Raw genomic sequence first — 22,134 nt, forward strand, 5'->3', positions numbered from 1 at the left:
CAGCACAATGTCGTGCTGTTCATGGACCCGTTGTCGAGAATGGTACTCGGTTTTTCCCGTATTCTCAGGTATCACAGATCGCGAACTGCGGTGGTTATTTAAAGACTGATGGATGTTAATTTTATTTTCATTAATTTCAGGCTACGGATTGTAGCCTGATTAGGGCGTTAGGGGAAAATTGTAAATTAAAATCAGTGCCGTAATCTCGGCAAATAGGGATTATGGATGAAATTTTTTATAATTAATTAGTTATGGCTATGGTAAAGCCGAAAATTACAGTGCATAGATCAATGTTCTTTCCGTCATTAAGTTTGCCTGAAAATATATTTTATTGTAATTCGGTTACTGTTTAACGCTGGAGTTAATTATTACTTTGTTATTAGGATAATTACATTACAGATGAATAACCTGAAATTACTTAATGCTTGATGAATAAAAAACCATATTTAATTCACTGGAATCTTGTAGGGTAAATAATATCATTCTAATGATAACCATTTGAAATCAATATACGGTTTTTTCATATTATATCCCAGTTAACTTGTAATAATGTGGAAGATGGACTACTTTTTTAATGTGGATATATGAAGCTCTCCGATTCACTAAAGAATATTGATTGTTTTATTCAGAAATTAAATATTATTTAAGAAAGATATTTACATACCTAAAATAGCTATGAAAATTAATTTCAATTAGTTAATACTATTATACGATAATTGAATGATTCTTAAAGGATATATAAATATGAAGAAATTTATGTTAGGAGCATTGCTTCTCGGGATTGCGTCTGCCGCAAACGCAGGCAGTGGAGCCGATAAGCCTATTGAACTAACTGATCAAGAGTGTATGGCGCAGTGGAATATGTCTCGTGCTTCCCAGTCTTGTGATGTATTCATTTGGAAGCAAGGAGATGAGACTTGCGCTATTACATCACAATGTCGTACTGATAATGGAGGATTTATCGATAACGGTACTGAGTATTTTCCGTATTTTAAGGTATCAGAGATCATGAACTGCAATGGTCGTTTAAAGATGGGAAGATGTTAACTTTATTTTCACTAATTTTAGGCTACGGTATTGTAGCCTGATTAGGGCGTTGGGGGAAATTTGTAAATTCAAATCAGTGCCGTAATCTCGGCAAATGGGATTTTTGGATAAAAACTTTTTATAATTAGTTAGTTATGGCTATGGTAAAGCTATTGCAATATTGGTTAAGGTCGAAATTTAGGATAAGGGAGAGAAACAAATAGGAAAAAATAAATGAAATTAAGATTTGCTAACAACCGATCAATGTGATTTAATAGCGTCACTGGTTTGGAAGTACAGACCTATTTATGAAAAGTTTTTATGAAAAGTATTAAAGTTAAAGCAGTTCACCATTTAGCGTTATCCCTGATACCACTTCATTGCGAATTCCTTCTAATTAGTACCCGTAATAGTACCCATAAGTAAAACTGAAAAACAGACCTCATAACGCCTTATGGCAACTTAAAAATTAAAGGAAAATTCTATGTCTAATGCAATGACTGGTTCAGTAAAATGGTTTAACAACGATAAAGGTTTTGGCTTTATTTCGCCAAAAGATGGTAGCAAAGATGTTTTTGTTCATTATTCTGCAATTCAGAGTAATAATTTCAAAACATTGGAAGAAGGGCAGGAAGTTTCATTCTCTATTGAGAATGGCGCTAAAGGTCCATCCGCAGTAAATGTTATCGTATTATCTTGATTTAACTTAACTGCTTAAATCTATTAGCGACTTTACGATAGCGATGAAGATAATATTCTGAGTAGTTAAAGTTGTTAATAAGTAAAAACCCGCTTAGTTGCGGGTTTTTTGCATGGTGACAGTAGTATTTTGCTTTGATTATTTTGTCTTGGTAGTTTAAAGGGAACTAAATATTGAAGCTCCCATTGAACTGATATTCCGGTAGTGGTTTGTATTTAGCGCTCAAACCCGCATCAAGGAAGGCGGCAGATTTTTAGGCTGTTGGATTGTGTTAGGTGTCAGGCGTTGTTCAATATCATCAATAAATCGTTCCAGCCAGGCTTGTAGCTCGGCGACATCTACTTCGGCCAGGGGACGTTGTGACCATAGAATGGTTTGTCCATCCAAATCTCCTTGGACATGAGCCGGCCAATGTTGCCCAAAAAGATTGTTGGCATGACTGATTTCGGCCCCTAATTCGCAGAACAACTGTAGCCAGTTGTCGTGATAACAACCAATCAGTACCTGAAAGCGTCCATCAACTTCCAGAGTGTAGATATTATCGTCAGTAGAAGATGCAGGTACGCCAAGTTTAGAGAATAGAGCTTCTATAAGCTGGTGATAGTCGTGTGTCATCGTGTTTTAGGCTCGAAGTTGGAAACGTAGAAATTTTGTCCTAGTCCGATTTCCTTGTTATACATGGATTTAGACCAGAAGTCTTGAGAGAACCAGTTGGAGAATGAGGTTTTGTCCGGGAAGCTGAACTCGCCGAAGTTAGGATCGAAAAAGGTAACACCCTTTTGGTCATCGACATAAGCGGCTACTGTGTGTCCGGCCATTTGTCCTTCAAAACTGATCTTCTTGTAGCCTGATCCCTTATCACCTGTATCCAGGATGGCGTTTAATAGATCTTTTGTACCTTTGCTGCCAGTTTCTCCGCTTACTTCAAGTGGGCTTCGTGGTTGGATACCGTTCTCACGGAGCCAGGATTCGGTTATTTGGCTTTGCTCGGCATATGGGTCCAGGCCATCCATTTGTAACTGCTTAATGGAAACCAGAGAGTCGATATGAAATTGACCTTTTTGGCCGCCCACATAGAGCTGGTTGAAGACGCTTTCACCCTTGGCATGAGCGCTTATCCAGTGTGCGGAGATGGACTCACAAACCCCGCCGGAGGTGTCTTGATGTTTCATGATTTGGTCCAGAAAGGCGCCTTTGGTCTGAGCGAACTTGAAAGTAACTTCGCCGCCGTGCTTACTGGCAGAATTTCGAACACTCCCTAACTTAGTGCTCACCGCAAAGTGAACGATTCTGTCTTTTATCATGCTGAACGAGAAGCGGCTCTCTTGATTCTTCTTGCCATCGGTGGTCAGTTGACGATCAAGCATGGAGTGGCCCGGTAGATTGCGTTGAATTGTCGCGGAAAGGCGTTCTAGTAATCCTGGTCTGGGTGAAGAGACTTTCAGAGATTTACCCGACAGTTCCCCCTGTGGTTGATTAACGGCTGTGGTATCAAGCTGTTGGGTAGGAAATATTCTTTGGTGATTAATACCTGAGATGGGAGACAATGGTCACTCCTTTAGTAGTTTCTTTTGAGATTATTCCAAGAGATACGCATATGCGCTTGGATATCAGATAGAGTGAATCATAATGTTTTGTCGAAATAGAGAATATTAATAACGGCAGAAGAAATTTTCACTTTCCGTCGAAAACCGGTTATCTCTTTGAAGCGTGATGGCGTCTTCAACTTTGCCACTGGTTATTGATGGCAGACATCAGCGCTTCTAATTGGCTATCCAAACTGGCATCAATGATCCCGACTTCTGTTTCTAAAATACAGCCTCCTTGATCGAGACGCTCATCAGCGGTGATCTCTAAATAACCGATTTCAGGGAAGTCTTTGTGTACCCGTGATATCTGTTCGCGAACGGTTGCGGCTTGTTCAGGATTAACACGTAAAATAACCTGTTTTTGGTTACTGACTAATGACAGGGCTTCACGAGCCACCTGTAAGGTGAGGGAAACTTGGTCATAATTCTTTAGGATTTTACGTACAGCCTGCAAGACTACATTGCTCATCTGTTGCTCCACCTGCCGGTAATATTGCTGGCATTGCAACTGGGTTTGATGAATCAAGTTAGCTTGTTCTGCGCGGGCAGCATCAATACCTGCTTGCCAACCCAACTCTTTTTGTTGCTCATAAACCGCCTGTGCGTCACGTTCAATTTCTTGTGCTTGGAGCCGGGCAGCCTCAAGCAGAGATTTGGCGCTGAGGCAGGTCTGATAGTCCGCTTTACGCAGTATCTGGAGTTCAGGGGCCAGTTGAAGGTGCTCTGTTGTTATTTTAATAAATGGTAACATTCTGTGTTCACTTGCTTAGCCAATTTGAGACACAATGCTTGTGCCAACGGTCGTTCTGCCTGGCTGACAGGCCAGGCCGCGAGGTTTTCATAAGGTGGAAGCCGCAGGCTCAAGCGTTTAGCGAAATCGATAGGAAGAGACTCCATCGCTGTTAGCCAGAACTGTAAAGCACTGATACGAAAATAGTTTGCATTGATTACTGGTGGCAGCGAGCGTTGCCAGCCAGTCGGCCAGTTGCCAATAATGATATCGAGATACTTTAAACAGAAGCGGTGTCCCTCTTTTCCTAGTGAATCGTGTAAGTGGCGAAGTTCTGTCGCCAACAGGCAATGGCGGATAGCTTGCCCGTGCAGTAAGGCTCCTAGCCAGGTAAGCAGTTGTTCTAAGCACGATTGTTCTAACAGGGCGAGATTTCCCAACCCGGTTGGTAATTCATAATCCACATTCAGATCAAATTGGGTTAGCAGTAGCCCATTTAGTCTGGGAGAATTTCGCCACTCAGGCAGGGAAGATAAGACTGCAAGCCATTCTGATGGTAGGTGGTCAGAATGAATATAGCTGGCAGGGCAAAATCGAAACTGATAGGGCGTTAATACTGTTGCCATTTATTGCATCCTGCTTCGATGCCACAGGAATTGCGCCAGATTACTGACAAATAATAAAGCTAATAATAGTACCAACAGCCCAATCAGACGCCCCTGTGACTCTTCGGTAACTTGGATAGAGAACAGAGTGGAGTAGCGTGGCGCCAACGGTACCTGACGTACGCCCGCTGCGGGCACTAATACGACGCTGATCCGATCATAACTTAACCCTTCAATGCTGTTATTAACCAGTTGCTTAATCTGGGGAATGTAAGTGTCGAGTTGCACGTCCGCTGCGTGTTTGATAAACACCGAAGAAGAGGCTGGCGATAGCTTTTTACCCAGTTTGTCTTGCTCTTCGGGTAAAACAACATGTACCCGAGCCACCAGCACGCCGTCGATTTCAGAAAGTGTTCGGGCGATCTCCTGCGCTTTGGCGAAGTTAAGCCGCGCCCGCTCTTCTATTGGCGAGGAGATAAGGCCGTCTTTGGGGAAGACATCTTGTAACGAAGAGAAGTTCTCCCGTGGATATCCTTTACGTTTGAGCACTTCAACCGCTTGCGCTACATCAGACTCTTCGACTAATAACTTGATATAGCCATCTTTGTCTGGCTGCTTATCAGAGGAAATGCCCGCTTCCCTGAGCAAGGCTAACATTTCGTTGCCTTCTTTTTGGCTGACACCGGTGTAGAGTTCGATTTTACAGCCAGTTAGCATCAGGACAGCGAGCATAACGCAGATTATATAGTGTTTCTTCACAGCTCCTCACTGGGCTTTCATTAAGGTTTCAATGTTTTGATTGAGCCGTCCTACCGTTTTGGCAATTAGCTCTTCTTGCAGGGTGATTCGCATTAGAGACCACTGCATTTGCATCAGGCTGTTAGGATCACTGCCAGGGACTGCTAGCTGCGCTTCCAGTTCCTGTTTAGCCTGAGTAAATTGTTGTCTGAGCTGGCCCAATTCACTGATCAGATTGTTTCCAATCCCCTGATCTTGATTGGACATAGCGTGTTCAAAACTCGCAATATTTTCGGCACTGGCCTGAGGTGTATTAAGTTCATCCAGGCTGGTGATTAGTGTCTCACTTATCTGTGGTAGATCCATTGTTCCTCCAAATTTGAGGTAGGTTGAGTTTATCTAGGTTGTCTATCCCTGTTTCACTGAGTTGTGGTTGGTCCATTATTCTTCCAAATCGAGTTTGTGTGAATTTCGTATCAGGTTATCCACCATACCGTTACGGGGGATCAGTGTTTTCAATTCTTGCCGGATAAGGTCGCTCAGGTACTCATTGCCAGGCATAGGTTCAATCTTGCCAAGTATCTTGAGAAGCACCGTCTCCTGTTGTCGACCTGTGGGGGCAAATTCACGAACAATCTTTTTCAGTTCTGGCATATCCAGCGGTGGATTGACGGGCAATGACAAACCACCAAACTGCGACCATAGCTGCTCTTGTACCGGAGCGATCAGCTTGTCCTCTAACTGAGCACGTTGGGCTGGCTGTTTATCAGGCGATGAAGCCTGATACCACTGCCATGTCACTCTGCGCTGTGTCGCTGGATCAAAATCGCCTAAAACGTTCTCCAGCGATTCTCCCTGTAGCCAGCGTTGTTGGCGCTCTTTCAGCATTTGCTGATCCGGCGTGGTTTCCAGTGCTTGTTCAAAGCTGTGCTGGTGCCTGGAACTGACCGAAGGTTGTACCTTTGATTGCGACACGGTGTTATAGGATGGTCCTTCAATCCTATCCATGAGCCAGTTGTTCCCGCATGCCATCAACAAAGGAGAGCAATTGTGGATCGTCGCTGCCAGCCATTCGCGTCAGTCTCTGCTCCAGAGCGGATGCCAGCCCCAGACGCCACTCGCACAACGCTAACCAAGGTTCCAAACTAGGCCAGGGAAGATCCCGGCCAAAATCCAGAGCCTGTTGATATTTGCCTTGGTTCGTCAAAGAAGAGAGCCGAATCAGGTTTGCGGCTTCTTGCCCTTCCTCGCTTGATATCAGCCAGTCAGCAATAATATTGGCTTCGTCATGGCAGTGATGGCCGCTTCCAACCAGAGCAATATCTGCCAGTAGTCCTTTGAGTGAACGTGTCATGATTAGATCTTCTGTAATATACCCTGCATCAGGTCTTTCATAGACCGGGTGACAGTAGAGTTGATGTTGTAGATTACCGACCATTTGTTGATTTTGTGTTGTAAATCAGCTAGCAAAGCAGGGTTATCAGGGCCGTCCTTGAGGGCGGTAATGGCGGCACTGACGTCTGTTTCGGCTGTGTTGGCTTGTGTAGTCAATTGAGCTGCAACCCTATCGAGGGTATTAGCGTCCGTTGCGGCAGTAAAAGTTTTAGCCATGATGGTTTCCTTCTGTTGTGTTAAGTATTGTGATTGCGGCTTGGATGGCATCAGCCTCCAGTTGCCATTGTTGGTATTCTTGTACCGAACCGCCACGTCTCAGGCGTTGTTTGATATCGTTCAGCGCTTGAGAGAGGCGATGTTGCATTTCGTTGACATAAGCGGGATCAGCACCAAACAGTCGTGCTTCCAGGGATGTCATCATGAAACTGGGCTCCTGTTGAGTTTGACAATAAATTGTTGTTCACCCTTGATAATAACAATCGCATCTTGGCGGATGGCCTCAATTCTCAAACCATTTTCTGTTGTTGCTCCGACGGGGTAACGCAGGTTGTTTTTGAGTACCACATAGGGTATACGCCCGAGGGAAACTGCTCTGACGTCGAAATTGAGTTCATCATTGCGGGTGAGCTGCTTATTATTCAGTAATACCAATGCTGGCTGGTTGCCGAACTCTTGCTTAAATACTTGCTGTAAGCGGTAGAAGCTATGAGTTTGGTGCTCATCCAGTTGACCCGTGAACTCGATACGATCGTTTTTATCCTTGTAGGTCAGCGTGTTGGGTAAATCATGTTTAGCCAATAACATATCTAGTCGCTTGAGATGGCTACCCGTGAATTTCGTCTTGTTTTCTATGCCCAGTAAGCCTGGAACATCACGTTTGAGTAGTGATTCAATATCGTTCCATTGCTGGCTGGTATCAGTAACTTCTCCCATAAGGCGGACCCAGCCAGCTTGTTTACCATTGTTGCTCTGAACTTGGGTATAACCCAGTTTTTGTAAAATGAAATCCACCCCCTGACGTAACTCTTCCATAGTGCGTAATTCCAGCCGATAACTGAGAGAGTGAGCATCAAGATACTGTTGCAGCGTCAGCCGTTGTTGATTGAGGTTCACATAACCTTTGAGCAACAGCGGCCCGTGATCGGGCATCATTTGTACACTCACTTGGCGATAGGCTGAATCGTCATTGAGAAAACGGCGTAGTTCTTGCTCGGCGATGCTATTGGACATGTTGCTCCTTTGCCATCCTTCGTGTCCAAGCAGCGCCAGAAGACCAAGTGCCAGTACCAGACAAAGGATCAACATCCCGCCAGCTACCCAGCTACGATTTTGGCGAGCAGGGCGTTGGTGTGGCGTGACCGTCGGTTCAGCGAGTTGGTTTGGGAATACATGCTGTTGGTCACAAAAAGCCCACAATAACGGGCCCGCCTCTTGGCGAGCCAGTGCTTGCAATGTGGCGCCCGATGATAGCGGTTCGCCATTCTGACTTGGTGCGACTTCACCGGCCCATTCCAACAGGCGAATTGAGTCTGGTTCGATTTCTAAGATCAGGTGCACAGGGGCAACATCTTCATCTACCAGAACGATATCTGCCTGTAGGGGGTCTGAGCCGATGGCTAAACGCCCCTCAGCTAAATTGACCTCAATACTTTTATTCAGTCCGCGGTAAAAGCGAATTTTCCAACTCATCTGTTCGCCTTATTTTGCACACGAACACACCAGGTTTCCTTCAGTGAACATTGTTGTTCAATAACTCGCCATCCGTAAGTTTTACCCATTCGGCATGAGTCTAAAAATGAGCTTTTACCTGCTTGCCGTAGCGTTTCTTGTACTTGACGGGCCGAGGATAATGGCTGGCATTGCGCACTTCCCAGAGCTTTACTCAACGATAAGCTATGATTAGAGATATCTTGTGTTGCCAGTAATCTAGGGCGTAGATCTTGCCCGTTACCAAGAGCCAGATAATGGGCTATCCCACTATCAATCAGACGTGGTTCAATAATGAATAGCCGTACTGAGCGTCGAACTTGCTCACTGGTATTGCGAAACAAGACACCCAAGTAGGGGATATCGCCTAAAAATGGTACTTTGCGTGTTATTTGACTCATTTCGTCGCGGTAGATGCCGCCGATTAGCAGACTTTGCCCATGTCCAACTCTGGCAACGGTATCGACAACGGTTCGGCTGATAGTCGGGATACCATCCCGACCTGAACTATTAGGTTTCTGGTTACCATCCTCAATATGCAGATCTAAACTGATTTCAGGAGAATCTCCCACTTGGATGACTCTGGGAATCATGCGTAGCATAGTGCCATAGGTCAGGCTTTTAAGTTCCGCAACCCGTTCGCCATTCACTTTCACGTAGTAGGTTTCATTGTTGTCAATGACCGCTTGCGTATTCTCCTGCGTTAAAAGCGTTGGGCGGGAAATCACCTGAGCGCTTCCTTTACTCTCTAGTAAGGTTATTTTGGCGAGCAAGTAATCCAGACCACGGCGATCAACCAGACTACCTAATGCGGCTGAACCAATGCTTTCACCTTTTTCCTTGCCCTCCTTTTTTTCCCCAGCGGAGGTTGTGATATCAATAATATGACGAGGCCCGGTGTTGATGCCGACTTGCCAGTCAACCCCCAGTTCTGAAAGGTTGTTTGCGTCGATGTCGACGATGGAAAGGGCAACTTCAATCCGGGCAGAGGGTTTGTCCAATACGTTGATCAAGTGGGCATACATGGGCATCCTTTCCGGGTTATCCCGTACAATGATGGCATTGAGGGAGGGTTCTGCCTGTACAACCGCACGGCTTGAGTAGCTTCCTCCCGTAGAAGAAGACGCTTCACCAGTAACAGTGGTCACATTGGTATCACTGAGCAAACGAGAGAGAATGGTAGCTACGCCAGGTGCTTCAATGCTGGTATCACGATATTGAATCTTGCGATCGACTACTGAGGCGTATTTAAGCGGGAAAATTTCCACCGTCAAGGCGCCGGTTTTTTCGCTACGCAGCAATGATTGCTGTTCCAGCGCAGATGCGGTTTGATCAACCAGTTCGAGATAACGGGGAGGGCCTGATATGTAAACCAGTTGATTGCCTGGATCAGGACGCCAGCCAAAGCGTGGTTCCCAAATGCCTGAACGTTTTAGGGCCTGCTGTAGTTCCGTTGCGTTGGTTTGTTCAAGCTTAAGCAGGCGCGATTGTATTTCGCTGTTTTTGAATACATACAGCACACTCCCGTCGTAATACCAGACCAGATTATAGAGAGAAGATAAATGTTGCAGGAATTCCTGAGGAGTGTTCTGCTCAAAATGGCCGTTAACTTGATCGGTCACTTTGTCACTGACAACCACTGAGGCTTCATAGTTAGCGCCGAAATCAACCAGTACATCCCGCAAGCTTTCTCCTTTTGCCAAATAGCTATAAGGCGTAGGAAACCAATCCAGATCTTGGCTATGAGCAGAGGGAATCATCACGCCGCTGATGCTCAACGACAACAGTAGGGAACGGCATAACCGTTGGAACTGTTTCATGGTTGCCATATTACCTGTTTCCATTGGGGGGAGGATTGGGTTTCTGACAATAAAGCCATCACTTGTTCCAGTAGATCGACGTGCATGGTTAGCATCTGTTCCAGTATTTGAGCATCCAAACTATCAAGGTCAAGGCGTGCCTCCAGAATAAGATTCTCTGATTCATCTAAGGTCAGTGCGTGGGGAGCATGGCGTCCCCAACGTGTGACCTGTTGCAATAGTGTTTTCAGTAACTCTGCGCCTGACGGATCTTTTGGGTTATGGCGCCAGCTTAACGGGCTGGATAACACAAGTTCAGTTCCCTGTTGGCGAAGGAACAGGTTGTAGTTATCAATGTGCAAATGGTAATGCCCTTGTCTATCGGAAACGAAAGGCTTCTGGCCCAAGCGACTGGCCAAATGATTGAGTAGAGTTTGCATGTTTCCTCTAATAATTAGGTCGTCGTCGATTGCCAATAAAAACTGTCCTGTGGCAGACACAGAACACGGGCACAAAGCCATTTTTGTAAGTGAATGGCCGACTCGTTGTCATGCTCTAAAGCGGTTAACCACGTCCAACAGGATGACAGTGCTTCGGGAACTGGTGTAAAAGCGGTCAGGTCGCCGCCAGCTTGGAGTGCATCCAGCCCGGTAAACCAGTTGGGCCATGCTTCGCGAGCTTGGGTTTCCGTTGTCAACAGCAATTTTTCTAATAGTTGTTTGCGTTGGTTAAGCGCTGTTTGCAAAGATATAACCTCTTGATGATGTTGTTTACGGCATTGAGATGGGACACTTTCCACCTGCTGCCAAAAATGCGCTTTAGCCCGCAATTGCCGTTCTTGGATCTGTAACTGCTCAAATTCAGTGAACCAGAAATCTATCTCTGGCTCCAACAAACGGAGCCACCAGTCAAATAGCGGCTGTAATACCCAGTGCTGTAAAAGATGCCTGTCAGCCAGGTTTATGCGGTCGCCCAATACCTTATTCCAGTCACATTCCGGTTCTGCCGCCGCTCTGATGAACTGTTGTAGATCATCACGCCGCAAAGCTTGTCCACAATTTAACCGTCTACGAAACCAGACGGACTTCATCAAGCTTTCCAGCAGATGTCTGGGTAGCAAGCGTTGTAATAAAATAAACTGTTGGCTATTAATAATGTCGCTATTTTGATACTGAATAGCCGATGATTTTCCGAGTAACTGATCCCGGCGTGGAATTCCCGACTGCATGACAGAGATCTTGCGGCCGAGAAACATGCTGGTTCGAGTCTGATTATGGTCTTGCTGGCTCATGCTATGCTCATCTTGCTGCTAGTCACTCTTGTCGATTAAATTAGGAATGGCCTTATTTTATCTGTCAGGCCAATGGTTAACTTGTAAAAAACGTCAGATTATTTTAGCCAATCGTTACTCTTTGCCATACCTGGCCCGACTGGGGGTGCAATCAAAGCGTCTTCGATAGCTTTGAGTAAAGTAAGATTGGCTGGAGAATCCAGCTTCCATTGAGATATCAACAATACTCATCTCACTGTTGAGTAGTAGTTGGTGTGCATAAAGAATGCGGCGTTCACTGATCCAGGCGCGTGGTGATATTCCGTATACCGAACGGAACAACTCTTTGAAGGTGGTTAATCCCATACCAAATTCTTTAGCGAATTCACTGAGTTTCCACTCCTTAAGGTAGTGGTTTTCCATAAAACTCTGCAAACGTTCCACTTGGCGGTTGCTCAATTGTCGTAATACTGACATGAGCAAAGTGCCTTGTTCTCCAAATGCTAATAACAATAACAACTCTTCTGTTCTGAGTTGACCCAACGCTGCGGGGTAATCATGAGCCAGTAAATCGACCAGCCCATTTATACTTTGAGATAACAGAGGCGATGAGGTAAATGCAATTAATTCGGGTGTTGGCATATTGTGCCGCTCGACCTCACTGAGCAGAGTGCCAAAACGTTGCAAAAAACCGTGGAGAAAAGCGGTGCTCAGAGGCAACCAGAGTAGCTTACAGGTATCACTACGCGTTTTTGCTGCATAACTGCCACGACGAACAAAAAGCAGTTCGTTGTGGGAGATATCGTAGGTATTGGTACTATCCTGCCATGTCATTTCACCTTCGAGTAGGATATATATCCCTTCCTGAGGATGTTCTATAACGTTAAAGGCAGGCATGCTACGTTGGAATAGCGAGATATCCATTCCCTTCCCTGATGTTGTGATGCCGTTCATTCTATTGTCCTGGATCTGTTGGTGTATGTCTTAAAAATACAAATCACATTATTATTATTAATAGATATTTTCTTCGTTTTCGCTGCCTGAAATAGACAGAAAGAATAGTTTATGTATTTAACCTGATGGTTAACTATAGCACCTTTTAATTAAAATGATTTTTGCTAGTGGGCCTATTTATGTTCTTTGGCCCGAATACCGAATTATTCTCACATTTTATAAACGAAGAGTAAAAAGCGATCAAATTTTTATACGATAACCATTGCCGATAGATTTCGCACTTTTAATCATAAACTGGGCCTTTTTTCCTGACTGATATTGATAGTTATCTCCTTTTATTCAGGCAATGTATTAATGGTTCAGAATACGTTAATAATTGTAATGACTAGAGTAATATTAACGGATTAACAGGTATAGAAGTCAGCGCAAAGTGAAATCCAAATGGCTATATGTAATATAAATTACTTAATAATAAATTCAATCTGGTTTCAACGATTTGATCAATCGATAAAAAGGTAAAATCAACCGAACTGAATTGGATTGTTTATTATAATATTGTTTAAGAAATGTTGGTTTATTGGCAGTAATTTTTATTTATATTAAATTTGTTGTTATTATGTAATTTAATCGTAATAATTAAGAAACGAATCTGAATTATATTTCGTTTATATTGAGCATTGGCGAGGTGTCTTGAATGTCAATGCTCAGTCATATATGTAGTTTCGCTTTCAAAAAACGCTATTTGGGAATAGGTTACGGCTCAGGAGCACGATCCTGCCACTGTTCTAGCCAGCGTAAAACTTCTGCGGTAGCTTGGATAAGATCGGCAGGAATATAGTGGTCGATTAGGCCATCCTGATAAAGCGCCCGGGCCAGAGGAATACGTTGTAACACCGGAATACCTTCCTCTTCGGCGATGCGTCGAACTTGTAGGGCCTGAGCATCGGTGAACTTGAGCGTGATAAGGGGTAACGGTGTTTCCCCTTTCTTGTAACGGATACCTACCGCAATGTGAGTTGGGTTGGCGACGATCACTGATGAGTTCTTGACGCTGGCACGCATATTGCTCGACTGTAATTCTTGATGAAATTGACGTCGCTTACTTTTGATCTCTGGGCTGCCTTCACTCTCTTTGTATTCCCGTTTGATCTCGTCTTTGCTCATTCTAAGCTGCTTAATATGTTGGTAGTGTTCGAAAGCATAATCAGCGATAGAGATCACGATAAATCCAATGCCACACACGGTCATTAACTGGGTTAACATCATTCCCAGTACAGGGGTGATGCATTTTTCCCCACACTCTGGTAGGTAGAGTAACGCCTGTAGGTTGCCAGCCAAAGTCACCCAAACCAAGGTACAGAGCAGCCCCACTTTAAGTATCGATTTGATGAATTCCACCAGACTCTTGATAGAGAAGATTCTTTTAGCGCCTTCAACAGGATTGATCTTTTTAATATCAGGTTTGATGGAATGTCCACTCAGTAGAAAACCGTATTGGGCGAAGTGTGAAGCCAGCGATAGCAAAGCGGAAACGCTCAGAATTGGCAAGCAGAGGTAGACCAGCTCCTGCATCAAGTTTTCAACCACATGGTTTAAGGCTTGGGGAAAGGGTTTATCTAGCAGATTAGCCGGGATCAGCATCAGTTTACTCAGATGCTCCAAGTAGTATTCAGACATGACCATCATCATGCCGATTAGCCCCAAGATTAAGGAGGTAGAGACGACTTCGTTACTCTTGGTTACTTGGCCTTTCTTCCGGGCATCTCTGAGTTTCTTGGGGGTAGGCTTTTCAGTCTTTTCTCCACTCATGGCGCCTCCAGAATAGGGATTAACATGCGTACCGGGGAGAGAATTAACAGCACCTTATCATAGGCGTGATGCATCAATAACTGGATATAGATAACCAGTAGCAGGCTGGCAATTGCGCTTTTGATTGGCATTGCCAACACGAAAACGTTAAGAGAAGGAGCGAAGCGGCTAATCAGTGCTAACCCGAACTCAGCCAGAAACATGGCAATTAACAAAGGGGCGGCCATCAGGGCGCAGAGTTGCAGCAAATAACTAAACTGGCCGTAGAAAAAATGGAGCCATTGGTTGGTAATTTGGGGGAAGAACTGCGTTACCGGCCAACTGTTATAGCTCTGAAAGAGAGCGCCAAGTAGGCTAAGAAAAGCGCCGCCGGAGAAAAAAAGTGTGATTAGCGTTTGAGTCAATAACAGACCTGTGGGTGAGGTTTGACTTCCCAGGGAAGGGTTAAGCACTGACGCCATTGTTGCTCCCCGTTGGTTATCTATAATAAAACCGGTGGCTTCCATCGCCCAAAATGGAATAGAAGCGATAAAGCCAATGAGCAAACCAAGCAGGACTTCTTTACCGAGCAACAGCGTCAACTCCAGGCTACCTAATGTGGGCAGTGGGTTACCGGCTACAGTTGGGTAAGCATAGAGGGCCAGTGAACAAGCCACGCCGTTGCGGATTAACCCACCACCTAGCATCTGTTTGCTGAGCACAGGGAATATCACAAAGCAGCTCATGATGCGCGGTAATAGCAGGGTATAAGCCAGCATTTGCTGCTGGAGCTCTGGTAGGGTCATTTGATCAGCGGCACCTTAAGAAAGGTCATGTTGGCAAAGCTATAGAGTTCGTTGCCAAGCCAGGTAGCTGTCGCGAACAAGGTGATAACGACCGCGATTAATTTAATAACAAAACCCAATGTTTGTTCTTGTATTTGGGTGAGTGCTTGAATTAGCGAGACTAATGTTCCCACTGCCGCAGCCATGAGTACCGGAGGCAGGGAAAGGATTAACACTAACCAGAGCGATTGGCTGGTGAAATGCAAAATATCAGCATTACTCATATTCAATCTCCGTAACTGATAACAAGGCCGTGTGTCAGGCGTGTCCAGCCATCAAGTAGGACAAATAACAGTAACTTGAAAGGAAGAGAGATAGTCATTGGAGAAACCATCATCATTCCCATTGCGAGCAGAATGTTAGAAATAATGAGATCGATTGCAATAAACGGCAGATAAAGCAGAAACCCGATTTCAAAAGCTCGGGTTAATTCACTGACTGTAAAGGAGGGTAACAGTATCAACAAGCTGTCTGGTTCTAGCCGATCTGCATACTGGCTTGGCCAAATTTGTCGGGTACTGTCGATAAAAAAAGTACGTTCACTGGGCTTAATATGCTGTTTAAGAAAGTTTCGGTAAGGCGTCAGGCCCTCTTCCACAAATTTCTCTACTGATTGTGCGTTGCTGAATGAAACTTCATTTTGACGCAGGTAATCTTGAGTGGCGAAACCCACCGGAGCCATCACATAGATAGTGAGGATAATGGCTAATCCATACATTGCCATGTTAGGTGGGATCTGCTGTACGCCCAACGCGTTACGCAATAAGGAAAATACCACGGCCAGTTTGAGAAAAGAGGTCGCCATCACCGCAATAAAGGGAAGCAGAGCCAGCAAAGCCAGACCGATGATGAGATCCAATTCGTTTGGTAACTGGATCATGATTGTTTCTCCACGGAGAGATGTTCGATTCTTACTCCCAGACGCCCCTCAATATCGACCAATCGCCCTGAACCCAGGCATTTCTGATTGACAAGAATACGTACTACACCATCTGAGGGAACGCCAAGATCGAGTAATGAACCGGGTTGCAGGCTGGTGAGTGTTTGTAGATCCAAGGTCTGACGACCCACTTCGAAACTGACATGAACCTCTAGGTCGTTTAAGTCCGTTACTGGCAGAGTGTCGTCAGAATTGTCAGAGGAGGGGGTGTGCATAGTGATTAACTCCAGTTTATGGTCATGGGATTTAAAGTAGGCCCAAGGGCGTCCTTCCAGATACGCTAATAAAGGGGCATCTGGTTGTTGCTGTGGGGGCAGTAGCAGCATATCCCCTGATTCCAGGGTGCGAAACGCATCTAAAGTCAGGGTTATTGCCCCCCATTGCAGAGAAAGTCGTAATGGAATAGACAGGCGCTCGCTAGATTGACGTTCTGGCAATATAGCAATTAAAGGGGATGGCTCTGGTAACCAGAGCGGCAATGTGGCCCCCGGCCGTTCAAGGCGTAATTGTAAACAAGCTGACAAAGGGCGTTTCGACGTGGTACGCAGTGCTGACCATGACAGAGTGGGTAGCACTTTGCTCTGATATTCCAGCAGTGCCAGCAGCAGATCTTGAGGGAGCGAGGTGAGATCCGCTTGTTGTAGATCAGGAGCGAGCCACAATGCTAGCTCGGCTGCATGGCAGTAAAAGGAAAAAGTTTGTCCCTGCCAATGGGCGATCAATACCCTGTCCAACGTTTGGGGAGGGGGGGCCACATCCAGCGAGAGATGGCTATTATCCCAACTAAATTGTTGCTGGTGGCGACTCAGGGTCTGATGCAGCGTTAATTCTTCTAATGAAACTTTGGATAGGGTTAGGTCATTCATGCATCTTTTTTCCATTCTTCATATACGCTGCGACGTTGACGTGATCCGTGTTCACTATCCGTTTGAGGCGGAAGAGAGAGTTCGACAGTTTGTGTTGGGTAAAGAAGTTGTAAACGTTCAATCAATTCAAAGCGTGCCTGTTTCAGGAGTTGTTGAGCTGCGGGATTCGCCAAAATCTCTATTTGAAGTTTGCCATGCTCATTAGTGAGTTGGATCTCAAGCGCCCCCAGACTAGGAAGTGTCAAATGTAATGTGGCCGGACGCGATTGCTGGGTGAGTTCGATACTGATCTCCACACTCAGTTTGTCGATCAATGCTTCCAAAAGGGGAGATATGGTTGAAGTTGCTTGCATTGCGGCGAGGATACGTTCCCCCGGCAGGAGTTGTGTTTGTGGCAAGAGAGGTGTTTGTCCATCTGATCCGCCGGAGTGAGAGGATTGAGAGTCAGACTTTTTTGGTTTTGATGCCAACAAATGGTAGGTCTCGACTTCATCCAACGCTTTTTTTTCCGTGATGTTGCTTTCGTTGGTATAGCGAGCAGGTATAGGTAAAGTCGGATCTGTTTGTTGGTGAGGAGTGGTACCGCGTTGTGTGTCTGGCTGTGATGGGGATCGGCCAGGTGCTGTCTGCATCACTGCATGATATGCCAGTTCATCGTTTGCGTCTTGCTGTACAGGCGTCATTGTTGCGTCAGGATGGCCAGTCACAGTGATATCAACCGGTTTCAGGCCAGAATCAGACAAGACGTTCAGGTTTGGCCGATGCATTGGGATTCCAGGTGCTGACAGAGACTCTTGTATCTCGCTAGCGATCTCACTAAGGCGATGAACAGAGGTCGATAAATTTTTTTTCTGATTTTGAGGTGGCGCAGGCATGTCATGGACTGTCAATGGTAAGGCTTGCTTGCGTGTATCATCAATTACCGGTTGGGGAGAATCGAATAGTGGAAGCTCCTCATCTGAGTCATGTGTAGCATGCCGATCCGCTGTTTTACTATTTATTGTGTTAGTTAACGTTGTTGTGTTAGTTAACGTTGCTGCCGTGTTAGTTAACGGTTGTTCTGTCCGCCGTGTGGTTGACTGGCGCGTGTTGACGGCATGAGAGGTGATAGCTTGCTCGAAACGGCGTTGCAAATCTGCGTCTGCTTTTGCGGGAGACGACGTTGGGAGGGAGGAGACATCTTTGCCGATAGCTGTCAGTGGGTTCATACTCTTCTGTTTTACACTCTTTCTTGGCGATGGAACTCTTCTTGTTCCAGCTCTTCCTGGTATTCACCTTGGGCACGGATCGCCTCCTGCTGCTGACGACCCAATTCATTAAATTTTTCTTGCTGCTGGCGTGCGTGGTGCAGTACACGCTGACACTCTTGTAATTGACGGAGTTCCAGCTCCACTTTTTCTTTCATTTCAGCCGCTTGCTTTTCCAATTGCGCTTCATTTTCGCGCAACAAGGCAACTTGTTGTTGCCAGCGTTCAAGACCTTTACGGTCAATAGGTTTGCCCTGACACAGTGCAAAAAGCCGCTGTTCCTCTTCTATTCGCCATTGACCGTAATCTTGCAGGGTTTGCAAAGCCTGTTGATGGTTTTGACGGGCTGTTTGTAGTTTCATTTGTTGCAGAGAAAAATGTTTTTCAGCGCGTTCGACTCGTAAGGCTTTTATGCGTTGTAAACGGCTAATCATTATCTTGTTATCTGCTGTAATAGCGCTAAAGTTTGCGGTAAATCACTTGGCTCATGAGTGCCTTGGCGTAACCAGCTACGTATTGCGTCAATACGCGCAATGGCATTGTCAGCAACGAGATCTTGCCCCTTTTGATACTCTCCAATCTGCAACAAAAGCTCCACTTCTTCATATTTAGCTAACCAGTTGCGTAACAGGCCAGCTTGAGCCTGATGTTCAGGAGTAATAATTTGATTCATTACCCTGCTGGCGGAACGTAGCACATCGATAGCGGGATAGTGGTTAGCCGCAGCCAGCTTGCGTGACAAAATAATGTGACCATCAAGGATAGATCGAGTCTCATCTGCTACGGGTTCTGTCATGTCATCGCCTTCCACCAATACGGTATAGAGGGCGGTAATCGAACCTTTGTCGGATTGACCCGCGCGTTCCATTAATCGTGGCAAAGCCGCGAACACTGACGGAGGATAACCACGCCGGGTTGGTGGTTCACCGGCAGCTAAACCTATTTCTCGTTGCGCTCGGGCGAAACGGGTCACAGAATCCATCAATAGCAGTACACGTTTGCCTTGATCACGAAAATATTCAGCGATTGACGTAGCGACAAACCCTGCTTTAGCTCGCTCCATTGCCGGGCGATCTGAGGTCGCGACCACCAGCACGGAACGTTTTAGCCCCTCTTCACCGAGATCCGATTCGATAAATTCCCGTACTTCACGGCCACGTTCACCGATGAGCGCCAACACGGTAACGTCAACTTCGGCGCTACGAATCAACGTAGATAGCAGTGTGCTTTTTCCGCCGCCCGCCGCGGCAAAAATCCCCATACGTTGACCTTCACCGCATGTGAGTAAGCCATCAATAGCACGTACACCGAGTGAAAGCGGGTGTTCAATCCGTTTACGGCTCATAGGAGCCGGGGCATCTCGATAAACGGGATACCAAGCTTGTGGTTCCGGCAATTGGCCGCCGGAAAACGGATTACCTAGCCCATCAAGGACTTGTCCTAACAGGTAATCACCCACACCAACTTGGTGCATGGCTCCGGTTGGACTGACTTCGGTATTTGAAGAGATGCCAAACATTTCACCAAGTGGCGTCAACAGCGCTTGATGTTGTTGGAATCCAATCACCTCCGCTAAAAGCGACAGCGTGTTGTCAGGATTACGTAAGTGACAAAGTTCACCTATCCGTACACCAGGAATGACGGCTTTAAGTAGTGTACCCGTGACCTGTGTAACCCTGCCGCGAATCTGAATTAGCCGGCATTCATTAATGGCGTGGCGCATTTGGCCGGGAATATGGTCAAGGGAAAGCTTCATGATCGTTTATATAACCTCTGCTGCAAATACTATAAAGAAGGGAGAGGGGGAGGGATTGCAACCTGAGTCGGGAGTTTTTAGAAAATGGTTGGAGTTTGCCTGGACGTTCCCTGCTTTATCGGTGAGATTTCCTGATCTTATTCACGGCGTATTGTTCATGCTTGATGCGCTTTACACCAGACCAATGGGGCTCTGCCTTGGATTACGACGGATTTTGCTAAAAATTCACGACTGATTTTGGCATAGGCGCTGGGACGGTATCTTTATAATTTGTTCATTATTAACTCTGATATGACAAGGTAGGCTATGGATATTATCCAGAATCATCTTCATTCGATAACTTTATCAGAACCGGGTACCGGGGTTACCGCACAACAGGAGCAGGCTAAGGTTGGTCAGTTTCAGGGAGAGAAAGTTGTGTTGGTATCGGCATCCCAATCTTTTGCTGATGCGGCTGAAGAGCTGACCTTTGCATTTTCGGAGCGTAAAGATATGCCGCTCTCCAAGCGTAAAGTTAGCGATGGGCATGCCAGGGTACGAGAAATTGAGGCGCTGGTGGGCGAATATTTGCAGAAGGTGCCGGATTTGGAGCGACAACAAAAGGTCAAGGCATTGATCTCTCACTTAAATAGCGCTCAACTGACTAATATTGCTCAGTTACAGGCTTATCTGGAAAGTTTCTCTGGCGAAGTGAGTGAGCAATTTTATGCGCTGAGTCAGGCCCGTGACGCGCTGGCTGGCAGGCCGGAGGCACATGCCATATTGACATTGATTGATCAGGAGTTGTCACGTTTAGCGCAAGAGCAAGGGATTGCTATCGAGTTGGGAGCCCGCATTACGCCTGATGCCACGACAGCGGCGAGAAATGGGGTTGGCAACTTGCAAGCGTTGCGCAACATCTATCGTGATGCAGTGATGGATTATCAAGGGCTGTCGGCTGCCTGGCGAGATATTCAAGCCAATTTCAAGAGTAGTTCCCTGATGGAAGTAACCGGATTCATCATGAAAGCGCTGAGCGCTGATTTGGACAGCCAACAGAGGCAACTCGATCCGATTAAGCTGGAACGTGTAATGAGTGACATGCATAAACTCCGTTTGCTTAACAGCTTATCGGTTCAGGTTGAGCAGTTATGGAAAAGCGTGATAGAGGGGGAAAGTCATGGCATACGGGCCTTCTGACCTTATGGGGGATGTCGTTTCTCTGGTTGAGAAACGTTGGGCCAATGTGCGGGATATTGAAATGCTCGGTCATGCTTTGGGATTGCAGGATAGCCAAACTCAAATTCATTTCTACCGCGAATTGAAGCGATTGATTCGCTTGATTCCGGTGGAAGTGTTCAGTGATGAAGAACAGCGTCAAAATTTGCTTAATGCTTGTCAACTGGCGCTGGATACAGCGATTGAGAGAGAAGAAGACGAATTGTGGTCGGGAGAGGGAGCATCATGAACTGGATAGAGCCACAGTTACTCCAGTTTTGTCAGGATTTGGGTATGGAGATGTCTGATGTTTCTAGCCCCTTGATCCAAATCGATTTTGAGTATTCTGGTACGTTACAAATTGAGCGCTATGGTGGCGCATTAACACTTTGGCTGGCCCGCGAAATTCCCTGGCATCAGGGAAAAGAGGTTATGGTTAAAGCGATGTTACTCACTTTCAGTGGTCAGGGGCCCGAACTGCCCTTGCGTTGTGGCTGGTTGGGGGAAGATCGCCTGTTATTGTTTGTGACACTAGATGAACGAGAGATAACTTTGCCTTTGCTGCATCAGGCATTTCGCTCTTTATTAAGAGTACAGCGAGAGGTGCTCGCTTCGTGAGCAAAATCGCTGCCGCCCATATAGGAATTGAACAACTAACGGCGATCAGTCGGGAAGAGATAGGGGTTAGTTTACCTGATCGCTACGCATTATTGCCTGATGGTCAATCCGTTGAGACTCACTCTGCACGTCTTTATCCCGCTAACAAGGCTGATCAGGCTTTGTTGGCTTTTGCTTGCCCGCAAGATGGGTTTCACTCTCTGTTGCGCCCACATGATTTCCGTCAGGCTGTGAGTGGTCTGCGTACAATTTTGCAACAAGATGATGACGTCAGGGTACAGCATGCTGTCTCCCTGTTGGAAAAAATGAATCAAGATGAACAGTTGTTGCAGATGGCTCTGCACCTGTTGCACAAGGTATGACC

At 45.9% G+C, this 22,134-nt stretch carries 30 protein-coding genes; 7 read left to right on the forward strand and 23 right to left on the reverse strand.

Annotated elements, in window-relative coordinates:
• The first annotated feature begins 744 nt into the window (after window positions 1-744).
• Together BA1DRAFT_RS00525 and cspE are read left to right on the forward strand one after the other, a co-directional pair.
• Entirely contained in the window at window positions 745-1,047 is a 303-nt protein-coding gene (locus BA1DRAFT_RS00525; protein ID WP_036775251.1) for a hypothetical protein, read from the forward strand.
• Between the two features lie 463 nt (window positions 1,048-1,510).
• Entirely contained in the window at window positions 1,511-1,726 is a 216-nt protein-coding gene (gene cspE / locus BA1DRAFT_RS00530) for a transcription antiterminator/RNA stability regulator CspE (protein WP_021323801.1), read from the forward strand.
• Window positions 1,727-1,948: 222 nt separating this feature from the next.
• Here the strand turns inward: cspE and BA1DRAFT_RS00535 are convergent, their stop codons facing one another.
• From BA1DRAFT_RS00535 to sctN, 23 genes are all read right to left on the reverse strand, one after another.
• Window positions 1,949-2,341 (reverse strand): CesT family type III secretion system chaperone, encoded by a 393-nt coding sequence (locus tag BA1DRAFT_RS00535; protein ID WP_036775253.1) that lies wholly within the window; start codon window positions 2,339-2,341, stop codon window positions 1,949-1,951.
• Window positions 2,338-3,273 carry a YopT-type cysteine protease domain-containing protein gene (locus tag BA1DRAFT_RS00540; RefSeq protein WP_036775256.1) on the reverse strand — a complete coding sequence of 312 codons (936 nt, stop codon included), beginning with the start codon at window positions 3,271-3,273 and terminating at the stop codon, window positions 2,338-2,340. The genes BA1DRAFT_RS00535 and BA1DRAFT_RS00540 overlap by 4 nt, the downstream gene beginning before the upstream one ends.
• Before the next feature lie 175 nt (window positions 3,274-3,448).
• Window positions 3,449-4,066: an HrpE/YscL family type III secretion apparatus protein gene (locus BA1DRAFT_RS00545; RefSeq protein ID WP_036775258.1), complete on the reverse strand. Its 618-nt coding sequence runs from the start codon at window positions 4,064-4,066 to the stop codon at window positions 3,449-3,451.
• A complete protein-coding gene (locus BA1DRAFT_RS00550; protein ID WP_036775261.1) occupies window positions 4,045-4,671 on the reverse strand; it encodes a Yop proteins translocation protein K in 627 nt (208 codons plus the stop codon). The genes BA1DRAFT_RS00545 and BA1DRAFT_RS00550 overlap by 22 nt, the downstream gene beginning before the upstream one ends.
• A complete protein-coding gene (gene sctJ, locus BA1DRAFT_RS00555; protein ID WP_276525089.1) occupies window positions 4,672-5,409 on the reverse strand; it encodes a type III secretion system inner membrane ring lipoprotein SctJ in 738 nt (245 codons plus the stop codon).
• 6 nt (window positions 5,410-5,415) lie between these two features.
• Window positions 5,416-5,754 (reverse strand): type III secretion system inner rod subunit SctI, encoded by a 339-nt coding sequence (gene sctI / locus BA1DRAFT_RS00560; protein ID WP_036775265.1) that lies wholly within the window; start codon window positions 5,752-5,754, stop codon window positions 5,416-5,418.
• A 75-nt stretch (window positions 5,755-5,829) separates the two neighbouring features.
• A complete protein-coding gene (locus tag BA1DRAFT_RS00565; protein ID WP_036775267.1) occupies window positions 5,830-6,396 on the reverse strand; it encodes a YopR family T3SS polymerization control protein in 567 nt (188 codons plus the stop codon).
• Window positions 6,389-6,742 (reverse strand): YscG family type III secretion system chaperone, encoded by a 354-nt coding sequence (locus tag BA1DRAFT_RS00570; RefSeq protein WP_082303607.1) that lies wholly within the window; start codon window positions 6,740-6,742, stop codon window positions 6,389-6,391. The genes BA1DRAFT_RS00565 and BA1DRAFT_RS00570 overlap by 8 nt, the downstream gene beginning before the upstream one ends.
• Window positions 6,743-6,744: 2 nt before the next feature.
• On the reverse strand, window positions 6,745-7,050 hold the full coding sequence (gene sctF, locus BA1DRAFT_RS00575) for a type III secretion system needle filament subunit SctF (RefSeq protein ID WP_420865112.1): 306 nt from the start codon (window positions 7,048-7,050) through the stop codon (window positions 6,745-6,747).
• Window positions 6,992-7,204, reverse strand: coding sequence for an EscE/YscE/SsaE family type III secretion system needle protein co-chaperone (locus BA1DRAFT_RS00580; protein WP_036775272.1), 213 nt, complete (start codon window positions 7,202-7,204; stop codon window positions 6,992-6,994). The genes sctF and BA1DRAFT_RS00580 overlap by 59 nt, the downstream gene beginning before the upstream one ends.
• Window positions 7,201-8,472: a type III secretion system inner membrane ring subunit SctD gene (gene sctD / locus BA1DRAFT_RS00585; protein WP_036775274.1), complete on the reverse strand. Its 1,272-nt coding sequence runs from the start codon at window positions 8,470-8,472 to the stop codon at window positions 7,201-7,203. The genes BA1DRAFT_RS00580 and sctD overlap by 4 nt, the downstream gene beginning before the upstream one ends.
• A complete protein-coding gene (sctC, locus tag BA1DRAFT_RS00590) occupies window positions 8,469-10,319 on the reverse strand; it encodes a type III secretion system outer membrane ring subunit SctC (RefSeq protein WP_036775275.1) in 1,851 nt (616 codons plus the stop codon). The genes sctD and sctC overlap by 4 nt, the downstream gene beginning before the upstream one ends.
• Window positions 10,307-10,729 carry a YscB family type III secretion system chaperone gene (locus BA1DRAFT_RS00595; protein ID WP_036775278.1) on the reverse strand — a complete coding sequence of 141 codons (423 nt, stop codon included), beginning with the start codon at window positions 10,727-10,729 and terminating at the stop codon, window positions 10,307-10,309. The genes sctC and BA1DRAFT_RS00595 overlap by 13 nt, the downstream gene beginning before the upstream one ends.
• Before the next feature lie 14 nt (window positions 10,730-10,743).
• The gene (locus BA1DRAFT_RS00600) at window positions 10,744-11,580 is read right to left on the reverse strand and encodes a T3SS regulon anti-activator ExsD domain-containing protein (protein ID WP_036775280.1); all 837 of its coding nucleotides are present in this window, start codon (window positions 11,578-11,580) and stop codon (window positions 10,744-10,746) included.
• A gap of 114 nt (window positions 11,581-11,694) precedes the next feature.
• A complete protein-coding gene (locus tag BA1DRAFT_RS00605; RefSeq protein ID WP_036775282.1) occupies window positions 11,695-12,513 on the reverse strand; it encodes a helix-turn-helix transcriptional regulator in 819 nt (272 codons plus the stop codon).
• A 753-nt stretch (window positions 12,514-13,266) separates the two neighbouring features.
• On the reverse strand, window positions 13,267-14,322 hold the full coding sequence (gene sctU, locus BA1DRAFT_RS00610) for a type III secretion system export apparatus subunit SctU (RefSeq protein ID WP_036775284.1): 1,056 nt from the start codon (window positions 14,320-14,322) through the stop codon (window positions 13,267-13,269).
• Window positions 14,319-15,107, reverse strand: a complete 789-nt coding sequence (gene sctT, locus BA1DRAFT_RS00615; RefSeq protein ID WP_036775287.1) for a type III secretion system export apparatus subunit SctT — start codon at window positions 15,105-15,107, stop codon at window positions 14,319-14,321. The genes sctU and sctT overlap by 4 nt, the downstream gene beginning before the upstream one ends.
• Window positions 15,104-15,370 (reverse strand): type III secretion system export apparatus subunit SctS, encoded by a 267-nt coding sequence (sctS, locus tag BA1DRAFT_RS00620; RefSeq protein ID WP_036775290.1) that lies wholly within the window; start codon window positions 15,368-15,370, stop codon window positions 15,104-15,106. Before sctS ends, sctT begins: the two co-directional genes overlap by 4 nt.
• A gap of 2 nt (window positions 15,371-15,372) precedes the next feature.
• Window positions 15,373-16,026 carry a type III secretion system export apparatus subunit SctR gene (sctR, locus tag BA1DRAFT_RS00625; protein WP_036775291.1) on the reverse strand — a complete coding sequence of 218 codons (654 nt, stop codon included), beginning with the start codon at window positions 16,024-16,026 and terminating at the stop codon, window positions 15,373-15,375.
• On the reverse strand, window positions 16,023-16,952 hold the full coding sequence (sctQ, locus tag BA1DRAFT_RS00630) for a type III secretion system cytoplasmic ring protein SctQ (RefSeq protein WP_036775294.1): 930 nt from the start codon (window positions 16,950-16,952) through the stop codon (window positions 16,023-16,025). The genes sctR and sctQ overlap by 4 nt, the downstream gene beginning before the upstream one ends.
• Window positions 16,949-18,160 (reverse strand): type III secretion system needle length determinant, encoded by a 1,212-nt coding sequence (locus BA1DRAFT_RS22500; RefSeq protein ID WP_051560608.1) that lies wholly within the window; start codon window positions 18,158-18,160, stop codon window positions 16,949-16,951. Before BA1DRAFT_RS22500 ends, sctQ begins: the two co-directional genes overlap by 4 nt.
• An 11-nt stretch (window positions 18,161-18,171) precedes the next feature.
• The gene (locus tag BA1DRAFT_RS00640) at window positions 18,172-18,633 is read right to left on the reverse strand and encodes a type III secretion protein (protein ID WP_036775296.1); all 462 of its coding nucleotides are present in this window, start codon (window positions 18,631-18,633) and stop codon (window positions 18,172-18,174) included.
• A complete protein-coding gene (gene sctN / locus BA1DRAFT_RS00645; RefSeq protein ID WP_036775298.1) occupies window positions 18,633-19,955 on the reverse strand; it encodes a type III secretion system ATPase SctN in 1,323 nt (440 codons plus the stop codon). The genes BA1DRAFT_RS00640 and sctN overlap by 1 nt, the downstream gene beginning before the upstream one ends.
• Here sctN and BA1DRAFT_RS00650 point away from each other — a divergent pair.
• From BA1DRAFT_RS00650 to sctX, 5 genes are all read left to right on the forward strand, one after another.
• Window positions 19,954-20,190, forward strand: a complete 237-nt coding sequence (locus tag BA1DRAFT_RS00650; protein WP_036775300.1) for a hypothetical protein — start codon at window positions 19,954-19,956, stop codon at window positions 20,188-20,190. The genes sctN and BA1DRAFT_RS00650 overlap by 2 nt on opposite strands.
• Window positions 20,191-20,261: 71 nt before the next feature.
• On the forward strand, window positions 20,262-21,134 hold the full coding sequence (gene sctW / locus BA1DRAFT_RS00655) for a type III secretion system gatekeeper subunit SctW (RefSeq protein ID WP_036775302.1): 873 nt from the start codon (window positions 20,262-20,264) through the stop codon (window positions 21,132-21,134).
• Complete coding sequence (locus BA1DRAFT_RS00660; protein WP_036775304.1) at window positions 21,115-21,402, forward strand: TyeA family type III secretion system gatekeeper subunit; 288 nt, start codon at window positions 21,115-21,117, stop codon at window positions 21,400-21,402. The genes sctW and BA1DRAFT_RS00660 overlap by 20 nt, the downstream gene beginning before the upstream one ends.
• A complete protein-coding gene (gene sycN / locus BA1DRAFT_RS00665; RefSeq protein WP_036775306.1) occupies window positions 21,399-21,770 on the forward strand; it encodes a type III secretion chaperone SycN in 372 nt (123 codons plus the stop codon). Before BA1DRAFT_RS00660 ends, sycN begins: the two co-directional genes overlap by 4 nt.
• Entirely contained in the window at window positions 21,767-22,132 is a 366-nt protein-coding gene (sctX, locus tag BA1DRAFT_RS00670) for a YscX family type III secretion system protein SctX (RefSeq protein ID WP_036775307.1), read from the forward strand. Before sycN ends, sctX begins: the two co-directional genes overlap by 4 nt.
• Window positions 22,133-22,134 lie beyond the last annotated feature (2 nt).

It is taken from the genome of Photorhabdus aegyptia, from assembly GCF_000612035.1.
Taxonomy (GTDB): domain Bacteria; phylum Pseudomonadota; class Gammaproteobacteria; order Enterobacterales; family Enterobacteriaceae; genus Photorhabdus; species Photorhabdus akhurstii.

Excerpts from the sequence above, each read along its gene's own strand:
- BA1DRAFT_RS00525 (WP_036775251.1), top strand. The coding sequence starts at position 745 with ATGAAGAAATTTATGTTAGGAGCATTGCTTCTCGGGATTGCGTCTGCC.
- cspE (WP_021323801.1), top strand. The coding sequence starts at position 1,511 with ATGTCTAATGCAATGACTGGTTCAGTAAAATGGTTTAACAACGATAAA.
- BA1DRAFT_RS00535 (WP_036775253.1), bottom strand. The coding sequence starts at position 2,341 with ATGACACACGACTATCACCAGCTTATAGAAGCTCTATTCTCTAAACTT.
- BA1DRAFT_RS00545 (WP_036775258.1), bottom strand. The coding sequence starts at position 4,066 with ATGTTACCATTTATTAAAATAACAACAGAGCACCTTCAACTGGCCCCT.
- BA1DRAFT_RS00550 (WP_036775261.1), bottom strand. The coding sequence starts at position 4,671 with ATGGCAACAGTATTAACGCCCTATCAGTTTCGATTTTGCCCTGCCAGC.
- sctI (WP_036775265.1), bottom strand. The coding sequence starts at position 5,754 with ATGGATCTACCACAGATAAGTGAGACACTAATCACCAGCCTGGATGAA.
- BA1DRAFT_RS00565 (WP_036775267.1), bottom strand. The coding sequence starts at position 6,396 with ATGGATAGGATTGAAGGACCATCCTATAACACCGTGTCGCAATCAAAG.
- BA1DRAFT_RS00570 (WP_082303607.1), bottom strand. The coding sequence starts at position 6,742 with ATGACACGTTCACTCAAAGGACTACTGGCAGATATTGCTCTGGTTGGA.
- sctF (WP_420865112.1), bottom strand. The coding sequence starts at position 7,050 with ATGCCATCCAAGCCGCAATCACAATACTTAACACAACAGAAGGAAACC.
- BA1DRAFT_RS00580 (WP_036775272.1), bottom strand. The coding sequence starts at position 7,204 with ATGATGACATCCCTGGAAGCACGACTGTTTGGTGCTGATCCCGCTTAT.
- sctD (WP_036775274.1), bottom strand. The coding sequence starts at position 8,472 with ATGAGTTGGAAAATTCGCTTTTACCGCGGACTGAATAAAAGTATTGAG.
- sctC (WP_036775275.1), bottom strand. The coding sequence starts at position 10,319 with ATGGCAACCATGAAACAGTTCCAACGGTTATGCCGTTCCCTACTGTTG.
- BA1DRAFT_RS00595 (WP_036775278.1), bottom strand. The coding sequence starts at position 10,729 with ATGCAAACTCTACTCAATCATTTGGCCAGTCGCTTGGGCCAGAAGCCT.
- BA1DRAFT_RS00600 (WP_036775280.1), bottom strand. The coding sequence starts at position 11,580 with ATGAGCCAGCAAGACCATAATCAGACTCGAACCAGCATGTTTCTCGGC.
- BA1DRAFT_RS00605 (WP_036775282.1), bottom strand. The coding sequence starts at position 12,513 with ATGAACGGCATCACAACATCAGGGAAGGGAATGGATATCTCGCTATTC.
- sctU (WP_036775284.1), bottom strand. The coding sequence starts at position 14,322 with ATGAGTGGAGAAAAGACTGAAAAGCCTACCCCCAAGAAACTCAGAGAT.
- sctT (WP_036775287.1), bottom strand. The coding sequence starts at position 15,107 with ATGACCCTACCAGAGCTCCAGCAGCAAATGCTGGCTTATACCCTGCTA.
- sctS (WP_036775290.1), bottom strand. The coding sequence starts at position 15,370 with ATGAGTAATGCTGATATTTTGCATTTCACCAGCCAATCGCTCTGGTTA.
- sctR (WP_036775291.1), bottom strand. The coding sequence starts at position 16,026 with ATGATCCAGTTACCAAACGAATTGGATCTCATCATCGGTCTGGCTTTG.
- sctQ (WP_036775294.1), bottom strand. The coding sequence starts at position 16,952 with ATGAATGACCTAACCCTATCCAAAGTTTCATTAGAAGAATTAACGCTG.
- BA1DRAFT_RS22500 (WP_051560608.1), bottom strand. The coding sequence starts at position 18,160 with ATGAACCCACTGACAGCTATCGGCAAAGATGTCTCCTCCCTCCCAACG.
- BA1DRAFT_RS00640 (WP_036775296.1), bottom strand. The coding sequence starts at position 18,633 with ATGATTAGCCGTTTACAACGCATAAAAGCCTTACGAGTCGAACGCGCT.
- BA1DRAFT_RS00650 (WP_036775300.1), top strand. The coding sequence starts at position 19,954 with ATGATCGTTTATATAACCTCTGCTGCAAATACTATAAAGAAGGGAGAG.
- sctN (WP_036775298.1), bottom strand. The coding sequence starts at position 19,955 with ATGAAGCTTTCCCTTGACCATATTCCCGGCCAAATGCGCCACGCCATT.
- sctW (WP_036775302.1), top strand. The coding sequence starts at position 20,262 with ATGGATATTATCCAGAATCATCTTCATTCGATAACTTTATCAGAACCG.
- BA1DRAFT_RS00660 (WP_036775304.1), top strand. The coding sequence starts at position 21,115 with ATGGCATACGGGCCTTCTGACCTTATGGGGGATGTCGTTTCTCTGGTT.
- sycN (WP_036775306.1), top strand. The coding sequence starts at position 21,399 with ATGAACTGGATAGAGCCACAGTTACTCCAGTTTTGTCAGGATTTGGGT.